Raw genomic sequence first — 23,076 nt, 5'->3', positions numbered from 1 at the left:
GGCGGTTAGAGGTTCGACTCCTCTAGGGTGCATAAAGCGGTAGCTTTAGATCGGGAAGTAGCTCAGCTTGGTAGAGTACTTGGTTTGGGACCAAGGTGTCGCAGGTTCGAATCCTGTCTTCCCGATAGTGTATCGAAAAAGTCTAATGGTTGACATTAGACTTTTTTTGTAGTTATTTTTTTATTAATTTTCAAGAAAAAAGAGCTTTCGCTCTTTTCAACTTTATTTATTTCGCAGTTCAACATAACGGTTATACCAAATTTTGATATATTCCTCAGAAAAAGGACCTTTGTTTTGGTTTATCCAATCTACTAGAACCTTAACATTTTCTTTTAAAATAAAGTCGATGTCATCTGAATAGTGCATTTTTTTTTTATGCTGCTCGTATTCTTCAACATCTAACAATTTTTTTTCACCATTGGTAAAGACCTTGACATCGAGATCATAGTCGATATATTTTAAGGCTTCTTGGTCAATGTGAAAAGGACTTGCTAGGTTACAGTAGTAAGACACACCATTGTCACGGATCATGGCGATGATGTTAAACCAATATTTTTTATGGAAATAAACGATCGCTGGTTCACGCGTGATCCAACGTCTACCATCACTTTCAGTCACAAGTGTATGATCATTTACTCCAATAATTGCATTTTCGGTTATCTTTAATACCATGGTGTCACGCCATGTTCGGTGTAAACTGCCATCATGTTTATAACTTTGAATTGTAATAAAGTCGCCTTCTTTAGGTAGTTTCATAACTTACCAACTTTCTACAATCTAAGTATATCCTCTATATTGTATCATATTTTTTCAAATTTTTTCTTATTTTACTATTTAATTTTCAATTTGGTTTATGAATCTAAGTATTCTCTAATGGCTGACGTTATATCACTATAATCGTAGCCTTTTCTGGCTAGTGCCTGAGTCAAGCGTTGTTTGAGGTCATAGCCTTCATATTTTTTACTGTATTTACGGTATTGTTTTTCTAACTCTTTTAGAATGAGCTCATTGGTTGTTTCTTCATCTGTTTCGAGCTCGAGATTTTGGAATGCTATCTTCGCTTGGTTGTATGTAAAGCCTTTTGAAATGAGTCCTTGGATGATTTTAGTTTCAATAGCTTTTAACGGATATTTCCCTTGGTATTTTTTTACGAGTTTTATTGCGGTACGGTCGATCACTTCTGAAAAATCATAGTCTGCAAGAATTTCTTGAAGGATAGATTTTGAGATCCCTTTTTGTTGAATTTTTTGTTGTAATAAGGCAGGGCCCTTATCGCCACTGAGAAGGTTAGCCTCTATCAGGTTTCTTGCATATTGACGATCATCTAACCACTTGTCTTCTTTTAGGTGTTGGACCACTTTATCAATAATGTCACTTTCAATCTCATATTTTGTCAGGTAGTCTCGGACTTCTTTTGTTGTCCGAGCTTTAAAAGAAAGATGGTAAAGGGCCAGGTTTTTACCATAGGAGTATTGAGCAAACTCTTGGATTTCTTTTAATTCCTCCTCACTGATTTCCTTATCTTTGGAAAGGAAATATTTGACGATGGTGTCTTCTGTAATATAAAGTTTTTGATCATTGTCTAATTCCAGGAGGTAGAGTCTTTTTTTCTTTTCTAGTTTTGTAATTTTCATGTTTTTATTATACCGAAAAATGTGTTAAGATAGGGATATGAACGTTAAAGTAAAACAAAAAATTCCTTTGAAAATTAAACGAATGGGAATTAACGGTGAAGGGATTGGCTTTTATAAAAAAACACTTGTCTTTGTGCCAGGTGCTTTAAAGGGAGAAGATATCTTCTGCCAAATTACAAGTGTCAAGAAAAATTTTGCGGAAGCCAAACTCTTATCTGTGAATAAGGCGTCTAAGTTTCGTGTGACGCCCATGTGTGATATCTATGAGACCTGTGGGGGCTGTCAAATCATGCATTTGAAGTATGACAAGCAGCTGGAGTTTAAGACAGATTTGTTGCAACAGGCCTTGAAGAAGTTCTCACCTGAAGGATTTGAACAGTATGATATTCGGCCGACAATTGGAATGCAGGAGCCTCTTTACTATCGGGCAAAATTGCAATTTCAAACAAGGAAATTCAAGGGCCAGGTGAAGGCGGGACTCTATGCTCAAAATTCACATTATTTGGTGGAATTAAAAGATTGTTTGGTTCAAGATCCGGTTATTCAAGCTATCGCCAACGATCTAGCGGATTTATTGACCTATTATCAGATTCCGATTGCTGATGAGCGTAAAGAACTGGGTGTCAGAACCATGATGGTTAGACGGGCTCGGAAGTCTGGTCAGGTTCAGATCATTGTGGTCACCAGTCGTCAGATTAACGTAAACAATTTGGTGCAAGACTTGGTCACGAAACACCCTGAAATTGTCACGGTTGCTGTTAACAAAAATACGTCTCGTTCCAGTGAGATTTATGGGGAACAAACGCAGATTATTTGGGGAGAAGAGGCCATTTTGGAAGGTGTTTTGGATTATGAATTCTCCCTTTCTCCTCGAGCCTTTTACCAGTTGAATCCGGAACAAACTGAAGTATTGTATAGTGAGGCTGTCAAGGCTCTAGATGTTTCTCCAGAGGATCACCTGATTGATGCCTATTGTGGGGTCGGAACGATTGGGTTTGCTTTTGCTAATAGAGTGAAAAGTGTTCGGGGGATGGATATTATTCCTGAAGCGATTGAGGATGCCAAATACAATGCTAAACGGATGGGATTTGAGAATACCCACTATGAGGCTGGTACAGCAGAAGAGATTATTCCTCGCTGGTACCAAGAAGGCTATCGGGCTAATGCTGTGATCGTGGATCCACCTCGTACGGGCTTGGGGACAAAATTAATCGAGACCTTGTTGCACTATGCACCTGAAAAGATGGTCTATGTCTCTTGTAATGTTTCTACTTTGGCACGGGATCTAGTGGCTTTGACAAAGGTTTATCAGGTTGAATACATTCAATCAGTGGATATGTTTCCCCATACTGCAAGGACAGAAGCAGTTGTGAAATTAGTGAAGAAGTGAAAGAAGAAGAATGGATATTTGGGAAAAACTTTATCTTGAGGCGAAAGCTCTCTATGCGCCTCAAGAGATTTCAGATTTTGTCTATGCTCGACATGTGGTTGCTGCTGTTGAGGCTGCAGATGGTCAGATTTTTACGGGCTTTTGTATGGAAGGAACCTGTGGCGTCTTTCATTTATGTGCCGAACGAGCAGCTCTCTTCAACATGTATCAACAATCAGGACAGACCAAGGTCAAGCGCATTATTGCTTTTCGAGACAAGCCTCCTTATGGAGAAGGCTCAGGGATGCCTTGTGGGGCCTGTCGTGAATTTCTCCTTGAGCTAGATGCAGAGAATCGTCATCTAGAATTTATGGTGGATTATGAGAGCCGCAAGACCATTACTTTAGGAGAACTGATGCCTCTTTGGTGGGGCGAAGAGCGGGCTCGTCAAAGAGAAAATAAAGGGAATGAGTAAAGGAAATAAATAAATGGACAATGTTATTGATGTATCGATTCCAGTTGCTCAAGTTATTGATCAACATCCGGAAGTATTGGATTTGTTAGTGGAGTTGGGCTTTAAACCCTTAGCCAATCCGATCATGCGCAATACAGTTGGGCGCAAGGTTTCTTTGAAACAAGGATCAAAATTAGAAGGTACTCCTATGGAGAAGATTGTGCGAACACTAGAGGCTAATGGCTATGAAGTAGTGGGGCTAGACTAATGAGTGATGAACGAATTCACGTCTTAAGAGATATCTTATTAGAGCTTCATCATGGAGCTTCTCCTGAGTCGGTTCAGGAGCGCTTTGATGCGACCTTTGCAGGGGTTTCTGCGATTGAGATCTCTCTTATGGAGCATGAACTGATGAATTCAGATGCAGGTGTGACTTTTGAAGATGTGATGGAACTTTGTGATGTCCATGCCAATCTCTTTAAGAATGCGGTTCAAGGAGTCGAAGTAGCAGATACTGACCACCCAGGTCATCCGGTTCAAATCTTTAAACAGGAGAACTTAGCTCTTCGTGCAGCTATGATGCGGGTCCGCCGCTTGCTAGACAATTATGAGACAACCGAGGATCCTGAGATGATTCAGGAGATTCATAAGGGCTTGTTACGTCAGCTGGGCTTGGTGGGTCAATTTGACCGGCATTACCGTCGTAAGGAAGAGTTGATGTTTCCGATTATGGAAAAATATGGGCATGATTCCCCACCAAAAGTGATGTGGGGAGTGGATGACCAGATTCGGGAACTCTTTGCGAAAGTTTCAGATGCGGCAAAGAAATTACCGGATTCTAGTATTTCTGAAGTCAAGGAACGCTTTGAAGCCTTTGCGCAAGAGTTTGAGGGCATGATCTTCAAGGAAGAGTCGATTCTCTTGATGATTTTGCTGGAGTCCTTTACCCAGGATGACTGGCTCTCCATTGCAGAAGAAAGTGATGTTTATGGTTATGCCATTATTCTCCCAAGTGAAAAGTGGGTGCCAAAACGTGTTGACTTCAAGGAGGAAGCGTCGAAAGAGTCAGAGGGGCCAACTGAACCACTTCCTTCTTCAAAAGGCGATGATCACCATCAGGTCATTGAGACTCCTGAGGGGCAGTTGACCATTACCTTCACGCCTAAGAAAAAAGAAGAGAGCTTCGACCGCAAGCAACCACAAGCTTTTGGCCATGGATTTTTATCGGTGGAGCAAGCGAATTTGATCTTGAATCATCTGCCGATGGAGATCACCTTTGTCAATAAGGATGATATTTTTCAATATTACAACGATGCTGCGCCTTTTGAGGAAATGATTTTTAAGAGGACGCCATCGCAGGTAGGACGCAATGTTGAGCTGTGTCACCCACCGAAATATTTGGAGAAGGTCAAAGCCATCATGCAGGGGCTTCGTGAAGGGAAAAAAGACAAGTATGAAATGTGGTTCAAATCAGAATCGCGTGGGAAATTTGTCCATGTCACCTATGCAGCAGTGCGTGATGAGGATGGAGACTTTCAAGGGGTCTTGGAATATGTTCAGGACATTCAACCTTATCGGGAGATCGATACGGATTTTTATAGAGGAATGGAGTAAAGATGAGTTACGAAACAGAGTTTATGAAGGAGTTTGAGGAGTGGATCAAGACTCAAGTCATGATCAATGAAATGGCTCTTGAAGAAAGTAAGAAGGTTTTTGATGAAGATCAGGATGAACGAGCTAAAATCGCTATGATTCGCTATGAAAGCCGTTTGGACGCTTATCAGTTCTTGCAAGGGAAGTTTGAAAATTTCCATGCTGGAAAAGGATTTCATGATTTACCTGATGGGCTCTTTGGTGAAAGAAAATATTAAAAATACCTTATTGAAGGCGTTTAACTAGCTAGATTTACCTGAAAATTGAGCAATGACTTGATTTTTTAGGGGATTGTGATACAATAAAAAAGTTGAAATGACATCAACGGATTTTTGAATGGAATTATGGTGATGAAACCTTGTTGCCTTAGGAATTGATCACTGAATTTAGGAGGAAAAATGGCAAAGAAGAACGTAAACCGTGCGAAACAATACAAACATCAAAATAGACATCTTTTGAAAAAAGCTGTCGCAACTGTAACTGCAGCTGTGAAAGAAGCACCTAAAAAGGTTGAGAAAGCTACAAAAGCAGTGGCGAAAGAAGTGAAACAAGCAGCTTCTTCAGTGGAAGAATTTGCTGCAAGTTTGGAAGGTGTGGCACTTGATCGTGCGCAAACATTCTATGATGAAGGTATTCGCTCTGTTGCGGACTTTGCAAATTGGACAGAAAAAGAGTTGTTGGCCCTTAAAGGAATCGGCCCAGCTACAATCAAGAAATTGAAAGAACTAGGCGTTAAATTTAAATAATCGCTTTTGTGATTTCTTGCTATTTCCAAGAAAACTTGCTAAAATGAACCTATTAGAGGTGTTTTGAATCCCACATTTTACAGAAAGTGGCGGTGCTGAGAAGTCCACAAATGTGTCAAAACTGGTTGCTAATGGATGAAATTAAAAAATGAAATATAAATCTTTTTGTTTCCTTTTAGGACTAGGCGGCGAGTTGCAGGCTGTACTGAAGTACGCCAAGACGAGCTAACGACGTCATAAAAGTGAAACAAGAAGATTAAAGATGCGGGCTTTGCCCGAATTTGGGTGGTACCGCGGATCAACACATTCGTCCCTGTCAGATTAATGACAGGGACTATTTTTCTTTTACACCCCTAGCCAAAGGAGGTTGTCATGAAACAATCTTTTAACACCAGTAAACTCTACTATGGTTTTCCGATCTTCATCTTGGGGTATCAGGACCAGAACTTTGAGCACAATATCACAACCTGCAGTTCCTCTTATAGTCTGGGAGATTGGCTCGTCATAGGGGTTGGTGCTGAGGAAAATGCGGCAGACCAGATTAAGCATTATCAACAGTTCACTGTGAACATCCCTGATGAAAACTTTATGCTGGAGATGGAGCAGGCTGGCTTTATCAGCCATCGGGAGAAGTTGGATCACTTAGGGCTGGACTATGAGATTTCTGAACGGACCCAGGCTCCGATTTTGGAGGCCTGTCCAGTCGTATTGGATTGCCAGGTAGATCGGATTATCGAGGAAGATGGCATTTGCCATATCTTTGCAAAGATTCTTGAGCGACTGGCTGATCCAGAGCTCTTAGATGATAAGGGGCATTTTAAAAATGACCGTTTTGCACCGACTTACTTTATGGGGGACGGCCATCAGCGCGTTTATCGTTATCTGGACGACCGAGTCGACCCCATGGGAAGCTTTATGAAGAAAGCGAGGAAGAAGAATGACAAGAGCTGAGCTGCCAGAACGAATCGAAACGGAGCGTCTGGTCTTACGAGTCCGAACAGTGGCGGATGCTGAGGACATCCATGCCTACGCCAGTCTTCCAGAAGTCTCTTACCCAGCAGGCTTTCCACCCGTCAAGACCTTGGAAGACGAGATCTATTATCTAGAGCATATCCTTCCCGATCGCAATCAAAAAGAAAATCTTCCAGCTGGTTACGGCATTGTGGTCAAAGGAACCGATAGAATCATTGGCTCTGTTGACTTCAACCATCGCCACGAAGACGATGTGCTGGAGATTGGCTATACCTTGCACCCAGACTATTGGGGCCGGGGTTATGTACCCGAAGCAGCGCGTACCTTGATTGACCTGGCTTTTAAAGAACTAGGGCTTCATAAGGTAGAATTGTCTTGCTTTAGCTACAATGTCCAAAGTCAACGAGTTGCTGAGAAGCTTGGTTTCACCCTTGAAGCACGCATAAGAGACCGTAAAGATGCCCAAGGCAATCGCTGTGATGATTTGAGATACGGCTTGCTGAAGAGTGAGTGGGAAACTCAAAATAAACATTAAAAAGAAATAACTAGAAAGGACGCACACATGTCTAAAGAACTTTCACCTAAATACAATCCAGCCGAGGTTGAGGCTGGTCGTTACCAAAAATGGCTTGACGAAGATGTTTTCAAGCCTTCTGGCGATAAAAAGGCTAAGCCTTATTCAATCGTTATTCCACCACCAAACGTAACTGGTAAACTTCACCTTGGTCACGCTTGGGATACAACTTTGCAAGATATCATCATCCGTCAAAAACGGATGCAAGGTTTCGATACGCTTTGGCTTCCAGGTATGGACCACGCAGGTATTGCTACTCAAGCTAAAGTAGAAGCGCGTTTGGCTGAGGACGGCATCTCTCGTTATGACCTTGGTCGTGAAAAATTCCTTGATAAAGTTTGGGAATGGAAAGACGAGTATGCCACTACTATCAAGCAACAATGGGGCAAGATGGGGCTTTCTGTAGACTACTCTCGTGAGCGTTTTACCCTTGATGAAGGGTTGTCAAAAGCCGTTCGTAAGGTCTTTGTAGAGCTTTACAAGAAGGGCTGGATCTACCGTGGTGAATTTATCATCAACTGGGATCCAAAAGCCCGTACAGCCCTTTCTGATATCGAGGTTATTCACAAGGATGTCGAAGGTGCCTTCTACCACATGAACTACATGTTGGAAGACGGTTCACGTGCCCTTGAAGTAGCAACAACTCGTCCTGAGACTATGTTTGGGGATACTGCCGTAGCGGTTAACCCAAATGATGACCGTTATAAAGACTTGATTGGTAAAAATGTTATCTTGCCAATCTTGAACAAGCCAATCCCAATCGTTGGTGACGAACACGCAGACCCTGAATTCGGTACCGGTGTGGTGAAGATCACACCTGCCCACGACCCTAATGACTTCTTGGTTGGTCAACGTCATAATCTTCCGCAAGTCAACGTTATGAACGATGATGGTACCATGAATGAATTGGCTGGCGAATTCAACGGTATGGACCGCTTTGAAGCACGTAAGGCTGTTGTTAAGAAATTGGAAGAAATCGGTGCCCTTGTTAAAATCGAAAAACGCGTCCACAGTGTTGGTCACTCAGAGCGTACAGGTGTTGTGGTTGAGCCACGCTTGTCTACGCAATGGTTCGTCAAGATGGATCAATTAGCTAAAAATGCTATTGCCAACCAAGATACAGACGACAAGGTTGAATTTTACCCACCTCGTTTCAACGATACCTTCCTCCAATGGATGGAAAATGTCCATGACTGGGTGATCTCTCGCCAGCTCTGGTGGGGTCACCAAATCCCTGCTTGGTACAATGCTGAGGGTGAAATGTATGTCGGCGAGGAAGCTCCAGAAGGTGACGGATGGACTCAGGACGAAGACGTCTTGGATACGTGGTTCAGTTCGGCCCTTTGGCCATTCTCAACTATGGGCTGGCCTGATGTCGAGTCAGAAGACTTCAAACGTTACTTCCCAACTTCAACCTTGGTAACAGGTTACGACATCATCTTCTTCTGGGTGTCTCGTATGATTTTCCAATCATTGGAATTCACTGGCCGTCAGCCATTCCAAAACGTCCTGATTCACGGTCTCATTCGTGACGAGCAAGGACGCAAGATGTCTAAGTCACTCGGTAACGGGATTGACCCAATGGATGTTATCGAGAAATACGGTGCCGATGCCCTTCGTTGGTTCCTTTCAAACGGTTCTGCACCAGGGCAAGACGTGCGTTTCTCTTACGAGAAAATGGATGCGTCATGGAACTTCATTAACAAGATTTGGAACATCTCACGTTACATCCTCATGAACAATGAAGGTTTGACCTTGGAGGTGGCGCGTGAAAATGTGGCTAAAGTCGCTGCTGGTCAATCAGGTAACGTGACAGACCGTTGGATTCTCCACAACCTCAACGAAACTATTGGAAAAGTCACTGAAAACTTTGATAAGTTTGAATTCGGTGTGGCTGGTCACATCCTCTACAACTTCATCTGGGATGAGTTTGCGGACTGGTATGTTGAGTTGACTAAGGAAGTGCTATACAGCGATAACGAAGACGAAAAAGTTATCACACGCTCTGTTCTTCTTTACACTTTGGACCAAATCTTGCGTCTCCTTCACCCAATTATGCCATTCGTAACTGAAGAAATCTACGGCCAAATCTCTGAAGGAACAATCGTGACGGCGGAATACCCAGTGGTTCGTCCAGAGTTTGAAAACGAGGAAGCAGCAGCTGGTGTAGAAGCTCTTAAAGATGTGATTCGCTCCGTTCGTAACTCACGTGCAGAAGTGAACGTAGCGCCAAGTAAGCCAATCACTATCTTGATCAAGACAAGCGACAGCAAGCTCGATGCCTTCTTCAATGATAATGTCAACTACATCAAACGCTTCACAAACCCAGAACACCTGGAAATTGCAGCAGATGTCGAAGTACCTGACTTGGTTATGTCAAGCATCATCACAGGTGCAGAAATCTACTTGCCACTGGCTGACCTTCTCAATGTTGAAGAAGAATTGGCCCGTCTTGAAAAAGAATTAGCCAAATGGCAAAAAGAACTGGATATGGTTGGTAAGAAACTCTCTAACGAACGCTTCGTAGCCAATGCCAAACCAGAAGTCGTCCAAAAAGAACGCGACAAACAAGCCGACTACCAAGCGAAGTACGATGCGACCGTCGCACGTATTGATGAGATGAAGAAACTTGTGAAATAAACACAGAACCACGGCGGTATGCCGTGTTTTTTTGTATGATTCTGTAAGAGAAAAAGTTTAAGTAACTATTTTTAGGCCATTTTCCAGAAATAATCGATGATATAGGTTAGGCCGTAGGTGTAGATAACCAGGGTGATGGGTTTGCAGAGGATGATGATGGTCATGTAGCGTTTGAAGGTCATATTGGTCAGACCTGCAAGCATACAGATGAAGTCGGCAGGACTAATTGGCCAAATCATCATGAAAATAAAGAAGCGATCGAACCGCTTGCCTTCATTGAGCCAGCCAATGTACTTGTCGTAGGTTTTCTGACTGACCATGGATTGGACGAACTTAGGACCGTACATTCTCGCAAGGTGGAAAATAATGGCACAGCCAATCACGATGCCGATGTAATTGTAGATAGTCCCGATAATATGACCGTAGATGAAAACACCTGCTACAGATGTCAGGGCGCCTGGAATAATAGGGACCACTGTCTGAAGGATCTGAAGAAAGATAAAGAGAGGTGGACCAAAGATGCCTGCTTGGAGAATAAAAGCTGACAAGGTTTCTTTGGATTGAAGGATGCCAGAAAAGTAGGCCCAGATGCAGAATGCAAGGGTTGCGAAGGCCCCAATGATGGATGACCAATTGATGATTTTTTGGAGAAGAGGAGAGACCTCTTTTAAGCTTGTTTGTTTCATAAAAAATTCCGAGTTCTTTTTCTTCTACTATACCATGTTTTTGGAACTTTGTAAGGATTTTGTCTATTTTTTGAGTAGTGAAAGCGACCTGATTGGAGTCTGTCGCTGTTTTGGTCGTGAAGCGGGTGCAAAATGGGCCTTTTTATGCTACAATGAAAGGAGTATAAAAAATGGAGAAAAACGTGTCAATCGAAAATTACAAACCAGATTTTGCGGTGGAAGCAGCCTATGATCTCACCGTTACAGACTTGAAAAAACAGGGTATCAAGGCGGTCCTTGTGGATTTGGATAATACCTTGATTGCTTGGAATAATCCGGATGGGACTCCTGAAATGCGCCAGTGGTTGCATGACCTTCGTGATGGAGGGATTCGGGTTATCGTGGTGTCTAATAATAGTCCCAAACGGGTCAAGCGCGCTGTTGAGAAATTTGATATTGACTATGAAGCCTGGTCGCTCAAGCCCTTTACTTTTGGGATTGATCGGGCCCTCAAACGTTTCCACTATGAGAAAAATGAAGTGGTCATGGTCGGGGATCAACTGATGACGGATATCCGGGCTGCCCATCGTGCAGGCATTCGTTCGATTTTGGTCAAGCCTTTGGTTGAGCATGACTCCATCAAGACGCAGATCAACCGGGCGCGTGAACGCCGTGTCATGAAGCAAATGGCCGAAAAATATGGTCCAATTGTATATAAAAAAGGAATTTAAGAATGGAAGAATTATTCTGTATTGGCTGTGGAGCCCCCATTCAGACAGAAAACAAAGAGGGGCTAGGCTATACTCCCCAATCAGCTCTTGAAAAGGGTTTGGAAACAGGCGAAGTTTATTGCCAACGCTGTTTCCGTCTGCGTCACTACAATGAAATAACAGATGTGCATCTGACGGATGATGATTTCCTAAAACTCCTTCACGAGGTAGGAGATAGTGATGCTCTCGTGGTCAATGTAGTGGATATTTTTGATTTTAATGGATCTGTTATCCCAGGCTTACCACGCTTTGTAGCAGGAAATGATGTTCTCTTGGTCGGAAACAAAAAAGACATCTTGCCCAAGTCTGTCAAGGATAGCAAGGTGACCCATTGGTTGATGGAGCGGGCCCACGAAGAAGGCATGCGTCCTGTCGATGTGGTCCTCACCTCTGCTCAAAACAAGAGTGCGATCAAGGACTTAATGGAAAAGATTGAGCAGTACCGCAAGGGCCGTGATGTCTATGTGGTGGGTGTGACCAACGTTGGGAAATCGACCCTCATCAATGCAATCATCCAAGAAATCACTGGAGACAAGGATATCATCACGACCTCTCGCTTCCCAGGGACGACACTGGACAAGATCGAAATCCCACTGGACGATGGATCCTACATCTATGATACACCAGGGATTATCCATCGCCACCAGATGGCTCATTACTTGACAGCAAAAAATCTTAAGTATGTCAGCCCTAAAAAGGAAATCAAGCCTAAGACTTATCAGCTCAATCCAGAGCAAACCCTCTTTTTGGGTGGTCTAGGACGCTTTGACTTTATCAAGGGAGAAAAGCAAGGTTTCACCGCCTTCTTTGATAACGAACTCAAGCTTCACCGAACCAAGCTAGAAGGAGCGACTGCCTTTTATGACAAGCATGTCGGTGGCTTACTAACTCCACCCAATAGCAAGGAAAAAGAAGAATTCCCACCCTTGGTTTCTCATGAGTTTACCATCAAGGACAAGACAGACCTGGTCATCTCAGGACTGGGCTGGATCCGCGTCAATGGAGAAGCCAAAGTAGCCGTCTGGGCACCAGAAGGCGTCGCCGTCGTTACCCGCAAAGCTATCATTTAAAAAAATAGGAAAAAATATATCTGAAGAGCGAACAAAGTGAGCTCATAAAGAGATCGTTATTGCCGTGGTGTAGTTGCCAATCGATCGATTGGCAAGGGCAAAATGGAGACCAAGGCTCCATTTTGAGGTGAGGAAATCCCTTTTTCAAAGATGAGATTTTTGAAAAATTAGTTCCGGCCGTCCCCACCACTTAAAATAACGATCAAAAAAAGGAAGTAAAAATATGACATTAACATCTAAACAACGGGCTTTCCTCAATAGCCAAGCCCACAGCCTCAAACCCATTATTCAAATTGGGAAAAATGGGCTCAATGACCAAATCAAAACCAGTGTGCGCCAAGCGCTGGATGCGCGAGAATTGATCAAGGTGACTCTTCTTCAAAATACGGATGAGAATATCCATGAAGTCGCAGAAATCTTGGAAGAAGAAATCGGTGTGGAAACTGTCCAAAAGATTGGTCGGATTCTCATCTTGTTCAAACAATCGAGCAAAAAAGAAAATCGTAAAATTTCAGCGAAGGTAAAAGAAATTTAAGACATCGAGGAGAGCAAACCTATGGCAATTGAACTATTGACTCCCTTTACCAAGGTAGAGTTAGAGCCAGAGATCAAAGACAAGAAACGCAAACAAGTTGGTATTTTGGGTGGAAATTTCAATCCGGTCCACAATGCCCATTTGGTCGTTGCGGATCAAGTGCGCCAACAATTAGGGTTAGATAAGGTGCTCTTGATGCCTGAGTATGAGCCGCCGCATGTCGATGCCAAGGGGACGATTGCAGAGCACCATCGCCTTAAGATGCTGGAATTAGCCATTGAAGGCATTGAAGGTCTGGAGATCGAGACGATTGAACTCGAGCGGAAAGGGATTTCCTATACCTACGACACCATGCTCTTGCTCAATGAACGGGATCCAGACACAGATTATTACTTCATCATTGGTGCAGATATGGTAGATTATTTACCAAAATGGCACCGCATCGATGAATTGGTGGAGATTGTGCAATTTGTCGGGGTCCAGCGGCCACGCTATAAGGCAGGGACTTCTTATCCGGTGATCTGGGTGGATGTTCCTCTAATGGACATCTCCTCTAGTATGGTGCGTGATTTTGTGGCCAAAGGCCGGACGCCGAATTTTATGTTGCCAAAACCAGTCTTGGACTATATCAAGAAAGAAGGATTGTATCAATGACCTATGAAAACTATCTAGGCTTTTCTCGTGAGGTCTTGCTTGAAAAAATGCGCCAAATCCTGCCAGAAAAGCGACTAACTCACTGTTTAGGGGTTGAGAAGGCTGCGCGTGACTTGGCCAAACGCTATGGGGCTGACGAAGAGCAGGCTGGCCTAGCGGGTTTGTTACATGACTATGCCAAGAAATTATCAGATCAGGAATTTCTAGACTTGATTGATCGCTATGAGCTGGATCCAGCATTAAAAAACTGGGGCAACAATGTCTGGCATGGGATGGTCGGGATTTACAAGATTCAAGAAGACCTCGGATTGACAGATCCAGCCATTCTTCGCAGTATTGAGATTCACACCGTGGGGAGTGGACAGATGTCGATCTTAGATAAGATTGTCTATGTGGCTGATTACATTGAGCACAACCGGGCCTTTCCGGGGGTAGATCAGGCGCGTGACATCGCCCAAGTTTCTTTGGATCGTGCCGTGGCCTATGAGACGGCTCGCACAGTCGAACACCTGGCTCACCAAGGATTGCCCATTTATCCCCAAACACTTGAAACCTATAACGCCTTTGTGAAGTATTTGAAAGAGGAGCAGTGAGTGAAGACAGCTTTTATCATTATTGATGTACAAAATATCTTAGTGGAAACAGGTTTTGAGACAGGAAAGCTCTTAGAGAAGATCGCTTATTTGCAAGATCAGGCTAGAAAACAGCAGGTTGAAATCATCTATATACAGCATATTGAAACGCCAGAGGCTTTAACTTCGGAAGATTGGCAATTATCGCCCCTGTTGAAGAGGAAGGCAGATGAGAAGGTGTTTCAGAAGCGATACAATAGCATATTTAAAGAGACAGGATTAAAAGAATACTTGGATCAACAAGGGGTTGAACAACTGGTCCTGTGTGGTATGCAGACAGAATATTGTGTCGATACATCCGTCAAAGTGGGATTTGAATACGGCTATAAGCTGATCATTCCAGAAGGAGCTGTCACAACCTTTGATGGAGAGGATATCCCGGCAGAAACGCTCAATGAATTTTATGAGAAGATTTGGGCAGAACGCTTTGCGGATGTCTTAGATTACAAATCAATTTTTTAAGGAAAGAGGATTACATGAAAGAAAAAGAACTACTTGAATTAGTTGTCAAAGCAGCAGATGAAAAGCGAGCGGAAGACATTGTGGCTTTGGATGTTCAAAGCTTGACCAGTGTGACAGATTACTTTGTCATCGCAAGCTCTATGAATAGCCGCCAGTTGGAGGCTATCGCTGAAAATATTCGCGAGAAGGTCATTGAAGCTGGTGGGAATGCCAGCCACGTCGAAGGTGATTCAGCTGGAGGTTGGGTCCTTCTTGACTTAGGTGATGTGGTAGTCCATGTCTTCTCAGAAGAAATGCGTGCCCACTATAACCTAGAAAAGCTATGGCACGAAGCAAGTGCTGTCGATCTTTCAGCAGCCCTAGCATAAGCAGGTAAACTCAGTTGGTAGCAACTGAGTTTTGTTGGTTAAATTGAAATTCTATGGAAAGAAAGGATGGGGCCTCGTGTTTGGTTAATTTGATAATTGAACACGAGCTAAAAGCTGTGAGAAAAAGAGGAACTTCCTTTGTATCTGACGATACGGCAGAAAGTTTCCTATTTTCTCTATGCTTTTAAGGCTCTTTGTATCTTAGAAAGGATTTGAACCCGTCCTGTAATCCTCGGAAAATAGATAGCTCTCCTTGGAGCTTAGCTCCATCGTCGTGCTCCTAATTTTCTATCGGATTACGGGCGGACTTGGTATCATGAATATGGCGACTTATGAAACCTTTGCGGCGGTCTATGATGCGGTCATGGATGACAGTCTGTATGATTTGTGGACGGATTTTTCTCTCCGGCATCTCCCTAAAAGCAAGGATCGGAAAAAATTACTGGAATTGGCTTGTGGGACAGGGATTCAGTCTGTTCGCTTTTCTCAAGCTGGATTTGATGTGACGGGGTTAGACCTGAGTGCTGACATGCTGAAAATTGCTGAAAAAAGAGCTGCTTCAGCCAAGCAGAAGATTGATTTTATCGAGGGCAATATGCTGGACCTGTCGCAAGCAGGCACTTATGATTTCGTGACCTGCTACTCGGATTCTATCTGCTATATGCAGGACGAGGTAGAAGTAGGGGATGTCTTTGAAGAAGTGTATAATGCCCTCAATGAGGACGGAGTCTTTATCTTTGATGTCCATTCGACCTATCAGACAGATGAGGTCTTCCCAGGCTATTCTTACCACGAAAACGCAGAAGACTTTGCCATGCTCTGGGATACTTACGAGGACGCGGCCCCTCACTCGATCGTCCATGAGCTGACCTTCTTTGTCCAAGAAGAGGATGGCAGCTTTAGTCGCCACGATGAAGTTCATGAGGAACGCACCTATGAAGTTTTAACCTATGACATTTTATTGGAGCAGGCTGGCTTTAAATCTTTCAAATTGTATGCAGACTTTGAAGACAAAGCGCCAACAAAGACCAGCAAACGATGGTTTTTTGTAGCACAGAAGTAGGACAGCATGACAGTTATAGGTATTATTGCAGAATTTAATCCCTTTCACAATGGTCACAAGTACCTGTTGAAACAGGCAGACGGGCTGAAGATTGTGGCCATGTCCGGAAATTTTGTTCAACGTGGCGAGCCTGCCATTGTAGACAAGTGGATTCGCGCGCAGATGGCTTTGGAAAATGGAGCGGATCTGGTGGTCGAGCTCCCCTTTCTTGTGGCTGTTCAGTCGGCTGATCATTTTGCCAAGGGAGCGGTAGAAATCTTGTCCCGTCTAGGAATTGACCAATTGATTTTTGGGACAGAAGAAGTCTTGGATTACCAAGCGATTGCGACTATTTATTCGGAGAAAGGAGCGGAAATGGAAGGTTTCTTGCGAAGTCTTCCAGACGATTTATCTTATCCACAAAAGACCCAAAAAATGTGGGAAACCTTTGCTGGAGTGGAGTTCACAGGAGATACTCCCAATCATATTCTAGGGCTGGCTTATGCCAAGGCTTGTGCTGGGAAGGGGATTGCGCTTAAGCCCGTCCAGCGCCAGGGTGCGGGCTACCATTCAGAAGAAAAAGAAGTGGCCTATGCTTCTGCGACTAGTCTACGCCTACACAAGGAAGATCAGGACTTTGTTGCTAGATTCATGCCCAATAGCCAACTCTTTCAGTCGGCTCCACAGGTATCTTGGGAGAATTATGACCAACTGCTCCGTTATCAAATCCTAACCCGTCCGGATTTGACACAGATTTTTCAGGTCAATGAGGAACTGGCCAATCGGATAAAGGATGCGGTTCGAAGTGCTAGTTCTGTGGAAGACCTGGTGGAGAAAGTCGCAACCAAGCGCTATACCAAGGCGCGTGTGCGCCGCATCTTGACCTACATCTTGGTAGGGGCGATGGATCAATCTCTTCCCGATGCCATTCATGTCTTAGGATTTTCCGCAAAGGGACAAGCTCACCTCAAATCACTAAAAGGTCAAGTGGACTTGGTGACCCGAATCGGTAAGGAACCTTGGGACAGTTTGACCCAGCAAGCCGATCAGGTGTATCAACTAGGCCATCCCCAATTGCCAGAGCAGATCTGGGGTCGGGTGCCAGTGAGGGTGGAAGAATCAACAGTCTGACGTAAATTTTCTCTGTCCACATTCACGTAAGGCAAGAAAGTGATGATGCGCGGAAACAGTGTTTATCTACTGTCTAAAAATTCCTTTAGACAGTAGATTTTTTTTACCAAATTTAGAAATTTTTTACGAATAATTAATTGGAGAAGGGAAAACTTGTACAAGTTCCTGACAAGTTTTTCTTTTTCATGTATAATAATAGAAAAGAGGTAGAATGAGGTATGGCAATGGAAGCAGTCGTTTATTCAACATTCCGCAATCATTTGAAGGATTATATGAAGAAGGTGAATGATGAGTTTGAGCCTTTGACGGTCGTGAATAAGAATCCAGACGAAGATATTGTGGTCATCTCTAAGAGCGAGTGGGACAGCCTACAAGAAACCCTGAGACTAGCTCAGAACAAGGAATTGTCAGATAAGGTCTTGCGGGGCATGGCAGAAGTCCGAGCTGGTCAGGTTCAACTCCATGAGATTGAGGGGTAACAGATGTTACTCAAGTTTACAGAAGATGCCTGGAAGGATTATTGTTACTGGCAAAGTCAGGACAAAAAAACACTGAAGCGAATCAATACCCTTATCAAAGAGATCCAAAGGGACCCATTTGCAGGGATTGGTAAGCCTGAGCCTTTGAAATATGACTTTCAAGGAGCATGGTCAAGACGGATTGATGCAGAGAATCGCCTGATTTATATGCTAGATGAGTCAGGTGTCGCTTTTCTGTCATTTAAAGATCATTATTAAGTCTTTAAAAGAGTATCTTTTTGATAGTTAGGATAGCTCTTTAAAGTTTCCAACTCGAAGAAAAATTCCTATAAAATCCCCTTTCTAAAAATAGAAAAATCTAGTCTAACTTCGATGATTTGTGATATAATATAAAAGATTGAAAATAATTTGAAAAAATTTAAGGAGAATCCTCATGGGACGTAAATGGGCCAATATTGTTGCCAAAAAAACTGCCAAAGATGGTGCCAACTCAAAAGTGTATGCTAAATTTGGTGTGGAGATCTATGTAGCTGCTAAAAATGGTGAACCAGATCCAGAACTAAATACTGCTTTGAGATTCGTTATTGACCGTGCGAAACAAGCACAAGTGCCAAAACACGTGATTGATAAAGCGATCGATAAGGCAAAAGGAAATACAGACGAAACCTTTACAGAAGGACGTTACGAAGGATTTGGACCAAATGGTTCGATGTTGATCGTTGATACTTTGACTTCAAACGTTAACCGTACAGCTGCCAATGTCCGTGCTGCTTTTGGTAAAAACGGTGGGAACATGGGAGCTTCAGGTTCTGTATCTTACCTCTTTGACAACAAAGGTGTTATCGTCTTTGCTGGTGATGATGCTGATGCGATCTTTGAACTTTTGCTTGAAGCAGATGTGGATGTAGATGATGTCGAAGCAGAAGAAGGAACGATCACAGTCTACACTGCTCCAACTGATCTTCACAAAGCAATCGTTGCTTTGCGTGAATCAGGTGTCGAAGAATTCCAAGTAACAGAATTGGAAATGATTCCTCAATCAGAAGTTGAGTTGTCAGGTGAAGATTTGGAAACATTTGAAAAACTTTACAGCGTTCTTGAAGACGACGAGGACGTACAAAAAATCTACACAAACGTAGATGGATTCTAATCACTCGTAAGGACTGTAGTGAATCCCATAAATCAAGAAAAAGGATAGCTTCTCAGATCAAGCTATCCTTTTTCTCTGTCTGATGAGGATCTATCTTTTGTAAGTGATGTCCTGTATAAGCGTAAATACGGGTCAGGGGTGATTGGGAGAGTGTGGAAACCTTAAAATAGAAATAATGGTCTCGATGATCCCGACTTTTAGTATGGTGAAGACGAAAGTAGTTTCGCTGGCCTGCTGCCATAGAGTGGAGAATATCGTCTTCTAAAAAGACGAGCGGCGTAGAAGTAGCGGCCCACTTGTAAAAGTCTGTCTCAAATTGGTGGTAATTCTCCGAAAAATAATCAAATTGTAATTCGTGTTTAGTTTGAATAGGTTTCATAGGCTGTTTCCTCAGATTCAATAAAAATGATAGAGTCTACGAGGAGACGGTGATAGTGGTCATCGCTTTTGAGAAGAACTTCAGAAGCAGATAAGGTGTGAATCGAACCTGTGTAGGTTGCAAATTGATTCCCCTCTAAAGTTGTGATCGAGATCGTCGTTTGTTGTTGAAAGGCCTGCTCCAGGAGCTGGATCTGTTCAGCAAGTGGAAGAACCGTGAGCTGACTGTGGTCAATTTCTTTTGTATGCAGGGCAGTTGTGTGCTCGGATAAAAAGAAGCCAGCCCATTTGGCCATACCACGATCTTGAAACTCGCGGGCGGATTGATAAGGGAGATAAGAACGGTCAATCATGTTAATCCATCTAAGCCTCCTGCGGAATGTCCGCCTGTTAGTTTACTGCGTGCAATGGCGCGTGAGTTTTCTAGTAATGAGGAGCCTTTCTGAAGAGAGGTAAAGCCAAATTGATCCCGAATGCGGTCAATGGTCTGCTGGAGTTTCTCCTCTTTTTCCAAGGCTACTGGGTCATCGAAGAGAGAAAGGAGTTGAAGAGACTCCTCGACAAGTTCTCCATAAAAAACACCAATCTGCCGAATGGCGCCTCCTTCGTACTTGGAGCGAAAGAGCCGCAGAACCGTATCGGATAAAACCTTGGTGGATTGGGTAGGCTCAATCTTTTGCTGGCAGTGAATGGACGGAAGCCCCTCGATTTTGGAGTAGGAGGCATGAATGGAGACCAGCTGGGTCTTCTTTTTTTTCCGTCGCAAGCGAATAGCCACCTGTTCAGCCATCTCCCGAAATACCAGTTCAATGTCGGTTTGTAGATGGTAGTCATAGGGCAAGATTTGAGAGTTGCCAATGCCTCGTGATTTCGGACGATAAGGCTTGTGGACATTGCTTTCATCAATGCCATGAGCATGGAACCACAGTTGAAGGCCCATGACTCCGAATTCTTTCTTTAAGAGATCTGGGTGAGCCTGGGCCAGTTCAGCAATCGACGTGATCCCGATCTTTTGCAATCGTTTTTCAGTACGACGTCCAATGCCCCAAAAATCAGTGAGCTGGGGCAGTTTCCAGACCTTACTTTCTACATCTTCATAAGACCAATTGGAGCGCATATTTCGGCAATGCTTAGCTTCATTGTCCAAGGCTAGCTTGGCAAGAAGAGGATTGGCATTGCTGAGGCCGATGGTAGAGTAGATTCCAGTTTCCTGCCAGATCCTTTTTTGGATCCTGGCAGAAAGGAGATCCAGTTTTTCCTTTCGAGAGAGGGAGGGATCTGGAATAAAATAATTTAAGGAAGAGGTCAGATCGATAAAGCCTTCGTCAATCGAGTAAGGGAAAATATCATCTGGTGCCGCAAATTCCTGAAAGACCTTCTGAATTTCCATATTGACCTGAATGTAAGCATTCATCCGTGGAGGCACAATCAGGGTTCTCTTGGCCCAGGATTCAATGGATGCAATAAAGGCTGGATCTGTGGGCAATCCTTGTTTTTTGGCGGCGTAGCTATTAAATTTTCTGGTTTTGAGGTCAAAAGGTAGGTCGTAGCTACGGCTAACATTTTTCTTGCCGAAGACTTGTTTGAAAACGGGAGAGCTCGCCAAAATCAGGCCAGCTGAATTGTCGCTCCGACTCATGACGCAAAGAGAAGTCGTCAAGGGATTGAGCCCCAGACGGACACATTCACAACTGGCATAAAAACTTTTCATATCCACAAAAGCAATATCAGAATGAGGCTCACGTGAATAATCAAATAGCATATTTAAACCTCGAGTGGAAGAAAATGACCGACCACAATGCCGACGATTTTGGGCTCGTCTTCATAGGGAGCAAATAAATCGTCGTAATCAGGGTTGATGGATTCTAAGCGCAAACCTTCCGCTTCCCGATAGACTTTCTTGATGTAGGTTTTTCCATTCCAGATGAGGGCGTAGACAGCACCATCATAGTCAAAGCCAGTCTGCTTCATGAGGGCAACAGAGCCATTGGGATAGAGAGGTTCCATCGAATCTCCGGATACCCAAGAAGCAAAGTCATGCTGGATCTCTTGGTCAAAATAGACGGTTTCATAGTCCGTTTCGTTGTCATAAAAAGTGTGTCCTAAACCGGCTGCCAACTCAATCGAAAGAACCTTATAAGCAGTCAAGGAAACAACTTTTTGCTGCTGTTCCAATAACTGGCTGGCCAACTGGTCGACTTTCTTTTGATGAGGTGGGGTTAATAAAGGGTAGGTGTAGAGTGCAGACTCTTTGTTAATAAAGTAGTCCTCTTTAACGGAGAGGCGCTTGGCCAACCTCCTGAGATTTTTTTCGTGTGGCTCCGCTAAGCCATTCTCCCAACTGGAGTAAGTCTTGCGAGAAATCTTGAGCTCCTCGTAGACATCTGCTTGGGTTAAGCCTTTTTCCAGGCGTCTTTCTTTTAGTTTTTTTGCATCAAACATGTCACTTCTCCTATGTAACGTTTTAAAAGTTACATATAGTTTATCAAAAATGAATCCTTTTTGCAAGAGAAAAATTCAGTTGAAAATGAATGAAAAGACTTGATTTTGATTGAAAAAAGAGTATAATCATTTCTAAAATGTCTATAAATGAGGAACTATATGAAAAAAAGTTTTATCCACCAACAAAAAGAAATTTCGTTTGTTAAAACGACTTTTACACAATATTTAAAAGATAAATTGGACATCATTGAAGTCCAAGGGCCAATTTTGAGCAAGGTCGGAGACGGGATGCAGGATAACCTTTCTGGGATTGAACATCCGGTATCTGTAAAGGTCCTTCAAATTCCTGATGAGACTTATGAAGTCGTGCATTCACTCGCAAAATGGAAACGCCATACCTTGGCACGTTTTGGTTTTGGCGAAGGAGAAGGTCTCTTTGTCCATATGAAGGCCCTTCGTCCAGATGAAGATTCGCTAGATGCTATCCACTCTGTTTATGTAGACCAATGGGACTGGGAAAAAGTCATCCCAAATGGTCAACGCAACATCGCCTACCTCAAAGAAACGGTTGAAAAGATCTACAAGGCGATTCGTTTAACAGAACTAGCAGTAGAAGCGCGCTATGATATTGAGTCAGTTCTTCCAAAACAAATTACCTTCGTTCACACAGAAGAATTGGTGGAACGCTATCCAGATTTAACTCCAAAAGAGCGTGAAAATGCCATTGCCAAAGAATTCGGAGCCGTTTTCTTGATCGGGATTGGTGGAGAGCTTGCAGATGGCAAACCACATGATGGACGTGCACCTGACTACGATGACTGGACAACAGAGTCTGAAAATGGCTACAAGGGCTTGAATGGCGATATCCTCGTCTGGAATGACGTTCTAGGTTCAGCCTTTGAGCTGTCTTCAATGGGAATCCGTGTCGATGAAGATACGCTTCGCCGTCAAGTTGCGATCACAGGGGACGAGGATCGTCTCCAATTAGAGTGGCACAAAGCTTTGTTAAATGGTCTTTTCCCACTTACAATTGGTGGAGGGATCGGACAATCTCGTTTGGCGATGTTCTTGCTTCGTAAGAAACATATCGGTGAAGTCCAAACCAGTGTCTGGCCTCAATCTGTCCGCGATGAATATGAAAATATCCTATAAGGAAGAAAGAGAGTGGGACAGAAATCGGTAATTCGTTAGAATTCGATTTCATCGTCCCACCTCCGCACAGTTGAGTAGGGCTGTAAAAGCTGATGAAATCAGCG

At 43.4% G+C, this 23,076-nt stretch carries 29 protein-coding genes and 1 tRNA gene; 23 read left to right on the top strand and 7 right to left on the bottom strand.

The genetic code is table 11. From position 1 onward, the window contains the following. Positions 1 to 51 precede the first annotated feature (51 nt). Positions 52 to 125: transfer RNA gene (locus tag PCY11_RS03430), tRNA-Pro, on the top strand. Positions 126 to 222: 97 nt separating this feature from the next. On the opposite strand, the gene PCY11_RS03425 is transcribed toward PCY11_RS03430, so the two are convergent. Next, a complete protein-coding gene (locus PCY11_RS03425; RefSeq protein WP_070845288.1) occupies positions 223 to 756 on the bottom strand; it encodes a DUF402 domain-containing protein in 534 nt (177 codons plus the stop codon). Between the two features lie 95 nt (positions 757 to 851). Beyond that, positions 852 to 1,634, bottom strand: coding sequence for a recombination regulator RecX (gene recX, locus PCY11_RS03420; protein WP_021152716.1), 783 nt, complete (start codon positions 1,632 to 1,634; stop codon positions 852 to 854). 37 nt (positions 1,635 to 1,671) lie between these two features. Here recX and rlmD point away from each other — a divergent pair, with 37 nt between their 5' ends. The 9 genes from rlmD (at position 1,672) to PCY11_RS03375 (ending at position 10,042) form a co-directional block, all read left to right on the top strand. Further along, positions 1,672 to 3,024 (top strand): 23S rRNA (uracil(1939)-C(5))-methyltransferase RlmD, encoded by a 1,353-nt coding sequence (rlmD, locus tag PCY11_RS03415; RefSeq protein WP_003011951.1) that lies wholly within the window; start codon positions 1,672 to 1,674, stop codon positions 3,022 to 3,024. 10 nt (positions 3,025 to 3,034) lie between these two features. Further along, positions 3,035 to 3,478 carry a cytidine deaminase gene (locus PCY11_RS03410; RefSeq protein WP_024054661.1) on the top strand — a complete coding sequence of 148 codons (444 nt, stop codon included), beginning with the start codon at positions 3,035 to 3,037 and terminating at the stop codon, positions 3,476 to 3,478. Between the two features lie 13 nt (positions 3,479 to 3,491). Then, positions 3,492 to 3,725, top strand: coding sequence for a DUF1858 domain-containing protein (locus PCY11_RS03405; RefSeq protein ID WP_003005810.1), 234 nt, complete (start codon positions 3,492 to 3,494; stop codon positions 3,723 to 3,725). After that, positions 3,725 to 5,071 (top strand): DUF438 domain-containing protein, encoded by a 1,347-nt coding sequence (locus PCY11_RS03400; protein ID WP_024054662.1) that lies wholly within the window; start codon positions 3,725 to 3,727, stop codon positions 5,069 to 5,071. The genes PCY11_RS03405 and PCY11_RS03400 overlap by 1 nt, the downstream gene beginning before the upstream one ends. A 2-nt stretch (positions 5,072 to 5,073) precedes the next feature. Next, complete coding sequence (locus tag PCY11_RS03395; RefSeq protein WP_013903179.1) at positions 5,074 to 5,328, top strand: DUF1912 family protein; 255 nt, start codon at positions 5,074 to 5,076, stop codon at positions 5,326 to 5,328. A gap of 180 nt (positions 5,329 to 5,508) precedes the next feature. Next, a complete protein-coding gene (locus tag PCY11_RS03390; RefSeq protein WP_003011968.1) occupies positions 5,509 to 5,856 on the top strand; it encodes a helix-hairpin-helix domain-containing protein in 348 nt (115 codons plus the stop codon). A 372-nt stretch (positions 5,857 to 6,228) separates the two neighbouring features. Beyond that, positions 6,229 to 6,807, top strand: a complete 579-nt coding sequence (locus PCY11_RS03385; RefSeq protein ID WP_003014318.1) for a flavin reductase family protein — start codon at positions 6,229 to 6,231, stop codon at positions 6,805 to 6,807. Further along, positions 6,794 to 7,363, top strand: a complete 570-nt coding sequence (locus tag PCY11_RS03380) for a GNAT family N-acetyltransferase (protein WP_049474397.1) — start codon at positions 6,794 to 6,796, stop codon at positions 7,361 to 7,363. Before PCY11_RS03385 ends, PCY11_RS03380 begins: the two co-directional genes overlap by 14 nt. A gap of 27 nt (positions 7,364 to 7,390) precedes the next feature. After that, complete coding sequence (locus PCY11_RS03375) at positions 7,391 to 10,042, top strand: valine--tRNA ligase (protein ID WP_070845292.1); 2,652 nt, start codon at positions 7,391 to 7,393, stop codon at positions 10,040 to 10,042. 71 nt (positions 10,043 to 10,113) lie between these two features. Here PCY11_RS03375 and PCY11_RS03370 read toward each other — a convergent pair whose 3' ends face one another. Continuing rightward, complete coding sequence (locus PCY11_RS03370; protein ID WP_024054803.1) at positions 10,114 to 10,728, bottom strand: TVP38/TMEM64 family protein; 615 nt, start codon at positions 10,726 to 10,728, stop codon at positions 10,114 to 10,116. A 182-nt stretch (positions 10,729 to 10,910) separates the two neighbouring features. On the opposite strand from PCY11_RS03370, the gene PCY11_RS03365 reads away from it, so the two are divergent. From PCY11_RS03365 to PCY11_RS03310, 12 genes are all read left to right on the top strand, one after another. After that, complete coding sequence (locus PCY11_RS03365) at positions 10,911 to 11,438, top strand: YqeG family HAD IIIA-type phosphatase (RefSeq protein ID WP_118095844.1); 528 nt, start codon at positions 10,911 to 10,913, stop codon at positions 11,436 to 11,438. A gap of 2 nt (positions 11,439 to 11,440) precedes the next feature. Continuing rightward, a complete protein-coding gene (yqeH, locus tag PCY11_RS03360) occupies positions 11,441 to 12,547 on the top strand; it encodes a ribosome biogenesis GTPase YqeH (protein ID WP_049472983.1) in 1,107 nt (368 codons plus the stop codon). 223 nt (positions 12,548 to 12,770) lie between these two features. After that, complete coding sequence (gene yhbY, locus PCY11_RS03355) at positions 12,771 to 13,082, top strand: ribosome assembly RNA-binding protein YhbY (protein ID WP_003005853.1); 312 nt, start codon at positions 12,771 to 12,773, stop codon at positions 13,080 to 13,082. A 21-nt stretch (positions 13,083 to 13,103) separates the two neighbouring features. Continuing rightward, positions 13,104 to 13,736, top strand: a complete 633-nt coding sequence (locus tag PCY11_RS03350) for a nicotinate-nucleotide adenylyltransferase (RefSeq protein ID WP_003012335.1) — start codon at positions 13,104 to 13,106, stop codon at positions 13,734 to 13,736. Beyond that, positions 13,733 to 14,329 (top strand): bis(5'-nucleosyl)-tetraphosphatase (symmetrical) YqeK, encoded by a 597-nt coding sequence (yqeK, locus tag PCY11_RS03345; protein ID WP_003012035.1) that lies wholly within the window; start codon positions 13,733 to 13,735, stop codon positions 14,327 to 14,329. Before PCY11_RS03350 ends, yqeK begins: the two co-directional genes overlap by 4 nt. Then, complete coding sequence (locus PCY11_RS03340) at positions 14,330 to 14,830, top strand: cysteine hydrolase family protein (protein WP_070845294.1); 501 nt, start codon at positions 14,330 to 14,332, stop codon at positions 14,828 to 14,830. A 14-nt stretch (positions 14,831 to 14,844) separates the two neighbouring features. Further along, a complete protein-coding gene (gene rsfS, locus PCY11_RS03335) occupies positions 14,845 to 15,198 on the top strand; it encodes a ribosome silencing factor (RefSeq protein WP_049522610.1) in 354 nt (117 codons plus the stop codon). Between the two features lie 322 nt (positions 15,199 to 15,520). After that, on the top strand, positions 15,521 to 16,261 hold the full coding sequence (locus PCY11_RS03330) for a class I SAM-dependent methyltransferase (protein WP_282184847.1): 741 nt from the start codon (positions 15,521 to 15,523) through the stop codon (positions 16,259 to 16,261). 6 nt (positions 16,262 to 16,267) lie between these two features. Next, positions 16,268 to 17,371 carry a nucleotidyltransferase gene (locus tag PCY11_RS03325; protein ID WP_045759150.1) on the top strand — a complete coding sequence of 368 codons (1,104 nt, stop codon included), beginning with the start codon at positions 16,268 to 16,270 and terminating at the stop codon, positions 17,369 to 17,371. Positions 17,372 to 17,595: 224 nt separating this feature from the next. Continuing rightward, positions 17,596 to 17,850 carry a type II toxin-antitoxin system Phd/YefM family antitoxin gene (locus PCY11_RS03320; RefSeq protein ID WP_003014291.1) on the top strand — a complete coding sequence of 85 codons (255 nt, stop codon included), beginning with the start codon at positions 17,596 to 17,598 and terminating at the stop codon, positions 17,848 to 17,850. A 3-nt stretch (positions 17,851 to 17,853) separates the two neighbouring features. Continuing rightward, positions 17,854 to 18,108: a Txe/YoeB family addiction module toxin gene (locus PCY11_RS03315; protein WP_013903192.1), complete on the top strand. Its 255-nt coding sequence runs from the start codon at positions 17,854 to 17,856 to the stop codon at positions 18,106 to 18,108. A 175-nt stretch (positions 18,109 to 18,283) separates the two neighbouring features. Next, the gene (locus PCY11_RS03310; RefSeq protein ID WP_070845296.1) at positions 18,284 to 19,000 is read left to right on the top strand and encodes a YebC/PmpR family DNA-binding transcriptional regulator; all 717 of its coding nucleotides are present in this window, start codon (positions 18,284 to 18,286) and stop codon (positions 18,998 to 19,000) included. A gap of 52 nt (positions 19,001 to 19,052) precedes the next feature. On the opposite strand, the gene PCY11_RS03305 is transcribed toward PCY11_RS03310, so the two are convergent. The 4 genes from PCY11_RS03305 to PCY11_RS03290 are packed head-to-tail and all read right to left on the bottom strand — an operon-like array spanning position 19,053 to position 21,820. After that, complete coding sequence (locus PCY11_RS03305; RefSeq protein WP_009732369.1) at positions 19,053 to 19,379, bottom strand: DUF5960 family protein; 327 nt, start codon at positions 19,377 to 19,379, stop codon at positions 19,053 to 19,055. Next, positions 19,360 to 19,731 carry a hypothetical protein gene (locus tag PCY11_RS03300; RefSeq protein WP_024054963.1) on the bottom strand — a complete coding sequence of 124 codons (372 nt, stop codon included), beginning with the start codon at positions 19,729 to 19,731 and terminating at the stop codon, positions 19,360 to 19,362. The genes PCY11_RS03305 and PCY11_RS03300 overlap by 20 nt, the downstream gene beginning before the upstream one ends. Then, entirely contained in the window at positions 19,728 to 21,140 is a 1,413-nt protein-coding gene (locus PCY11_RS03295) for a Y-family DNA polymerase (protein ID WP_024054964.1), read from the bottom strand. The genes PCY11_RS03300 and PCY11_RS03295 overlap by 4 nt, the downstream gene beginning before the upstream one ends. 2 nt (positions 21,141 to 21,142) lie before the next feature. Continuing rightward, a complete protein-coding gene (locus tag PCY11_RS03290; RefSeq protein WP_024054965.1) occupies positions 21,143 to 21,820 on the bottom strand; it encodes an XRE family transcriptional regulator in 678 nt (225 codons plus the stop codon). 159 nt (positions 21,821 to 21,979) lie between these two features. Between PCY11_RS03290 and asnA the strand changes: the two genes are divergently transcribed. After that, positions 21,980 to 22,972 carry an aspartate--ammonia ligase gene (gene asnA / locus PCY11_RS03285; RefSeq protein WP_003005888.1) on the top strand — a complete coding sequence of 331 codons (993 nt, stop codon included), beginning with the start codon at positions 21,980 to 21,982 and terminating at the stop codon, positions 22,970 to 22,972. The last annotated feature ends 104 nt before the right edge of the window (positions 22,973 to 23,076 follow it).

Source organism: Streptococcus sp. SP8 (assembly GCF_030440045.1).
GTDB lineage: Bacteria > Bacillota > Bacilli > Lactobacillales > Streptococcaceae > Streptococcus > Streptococcus parasanguinis_I.
This window is presented reverse-complemented; position numbering and strand designations above follow the sequence as displayed.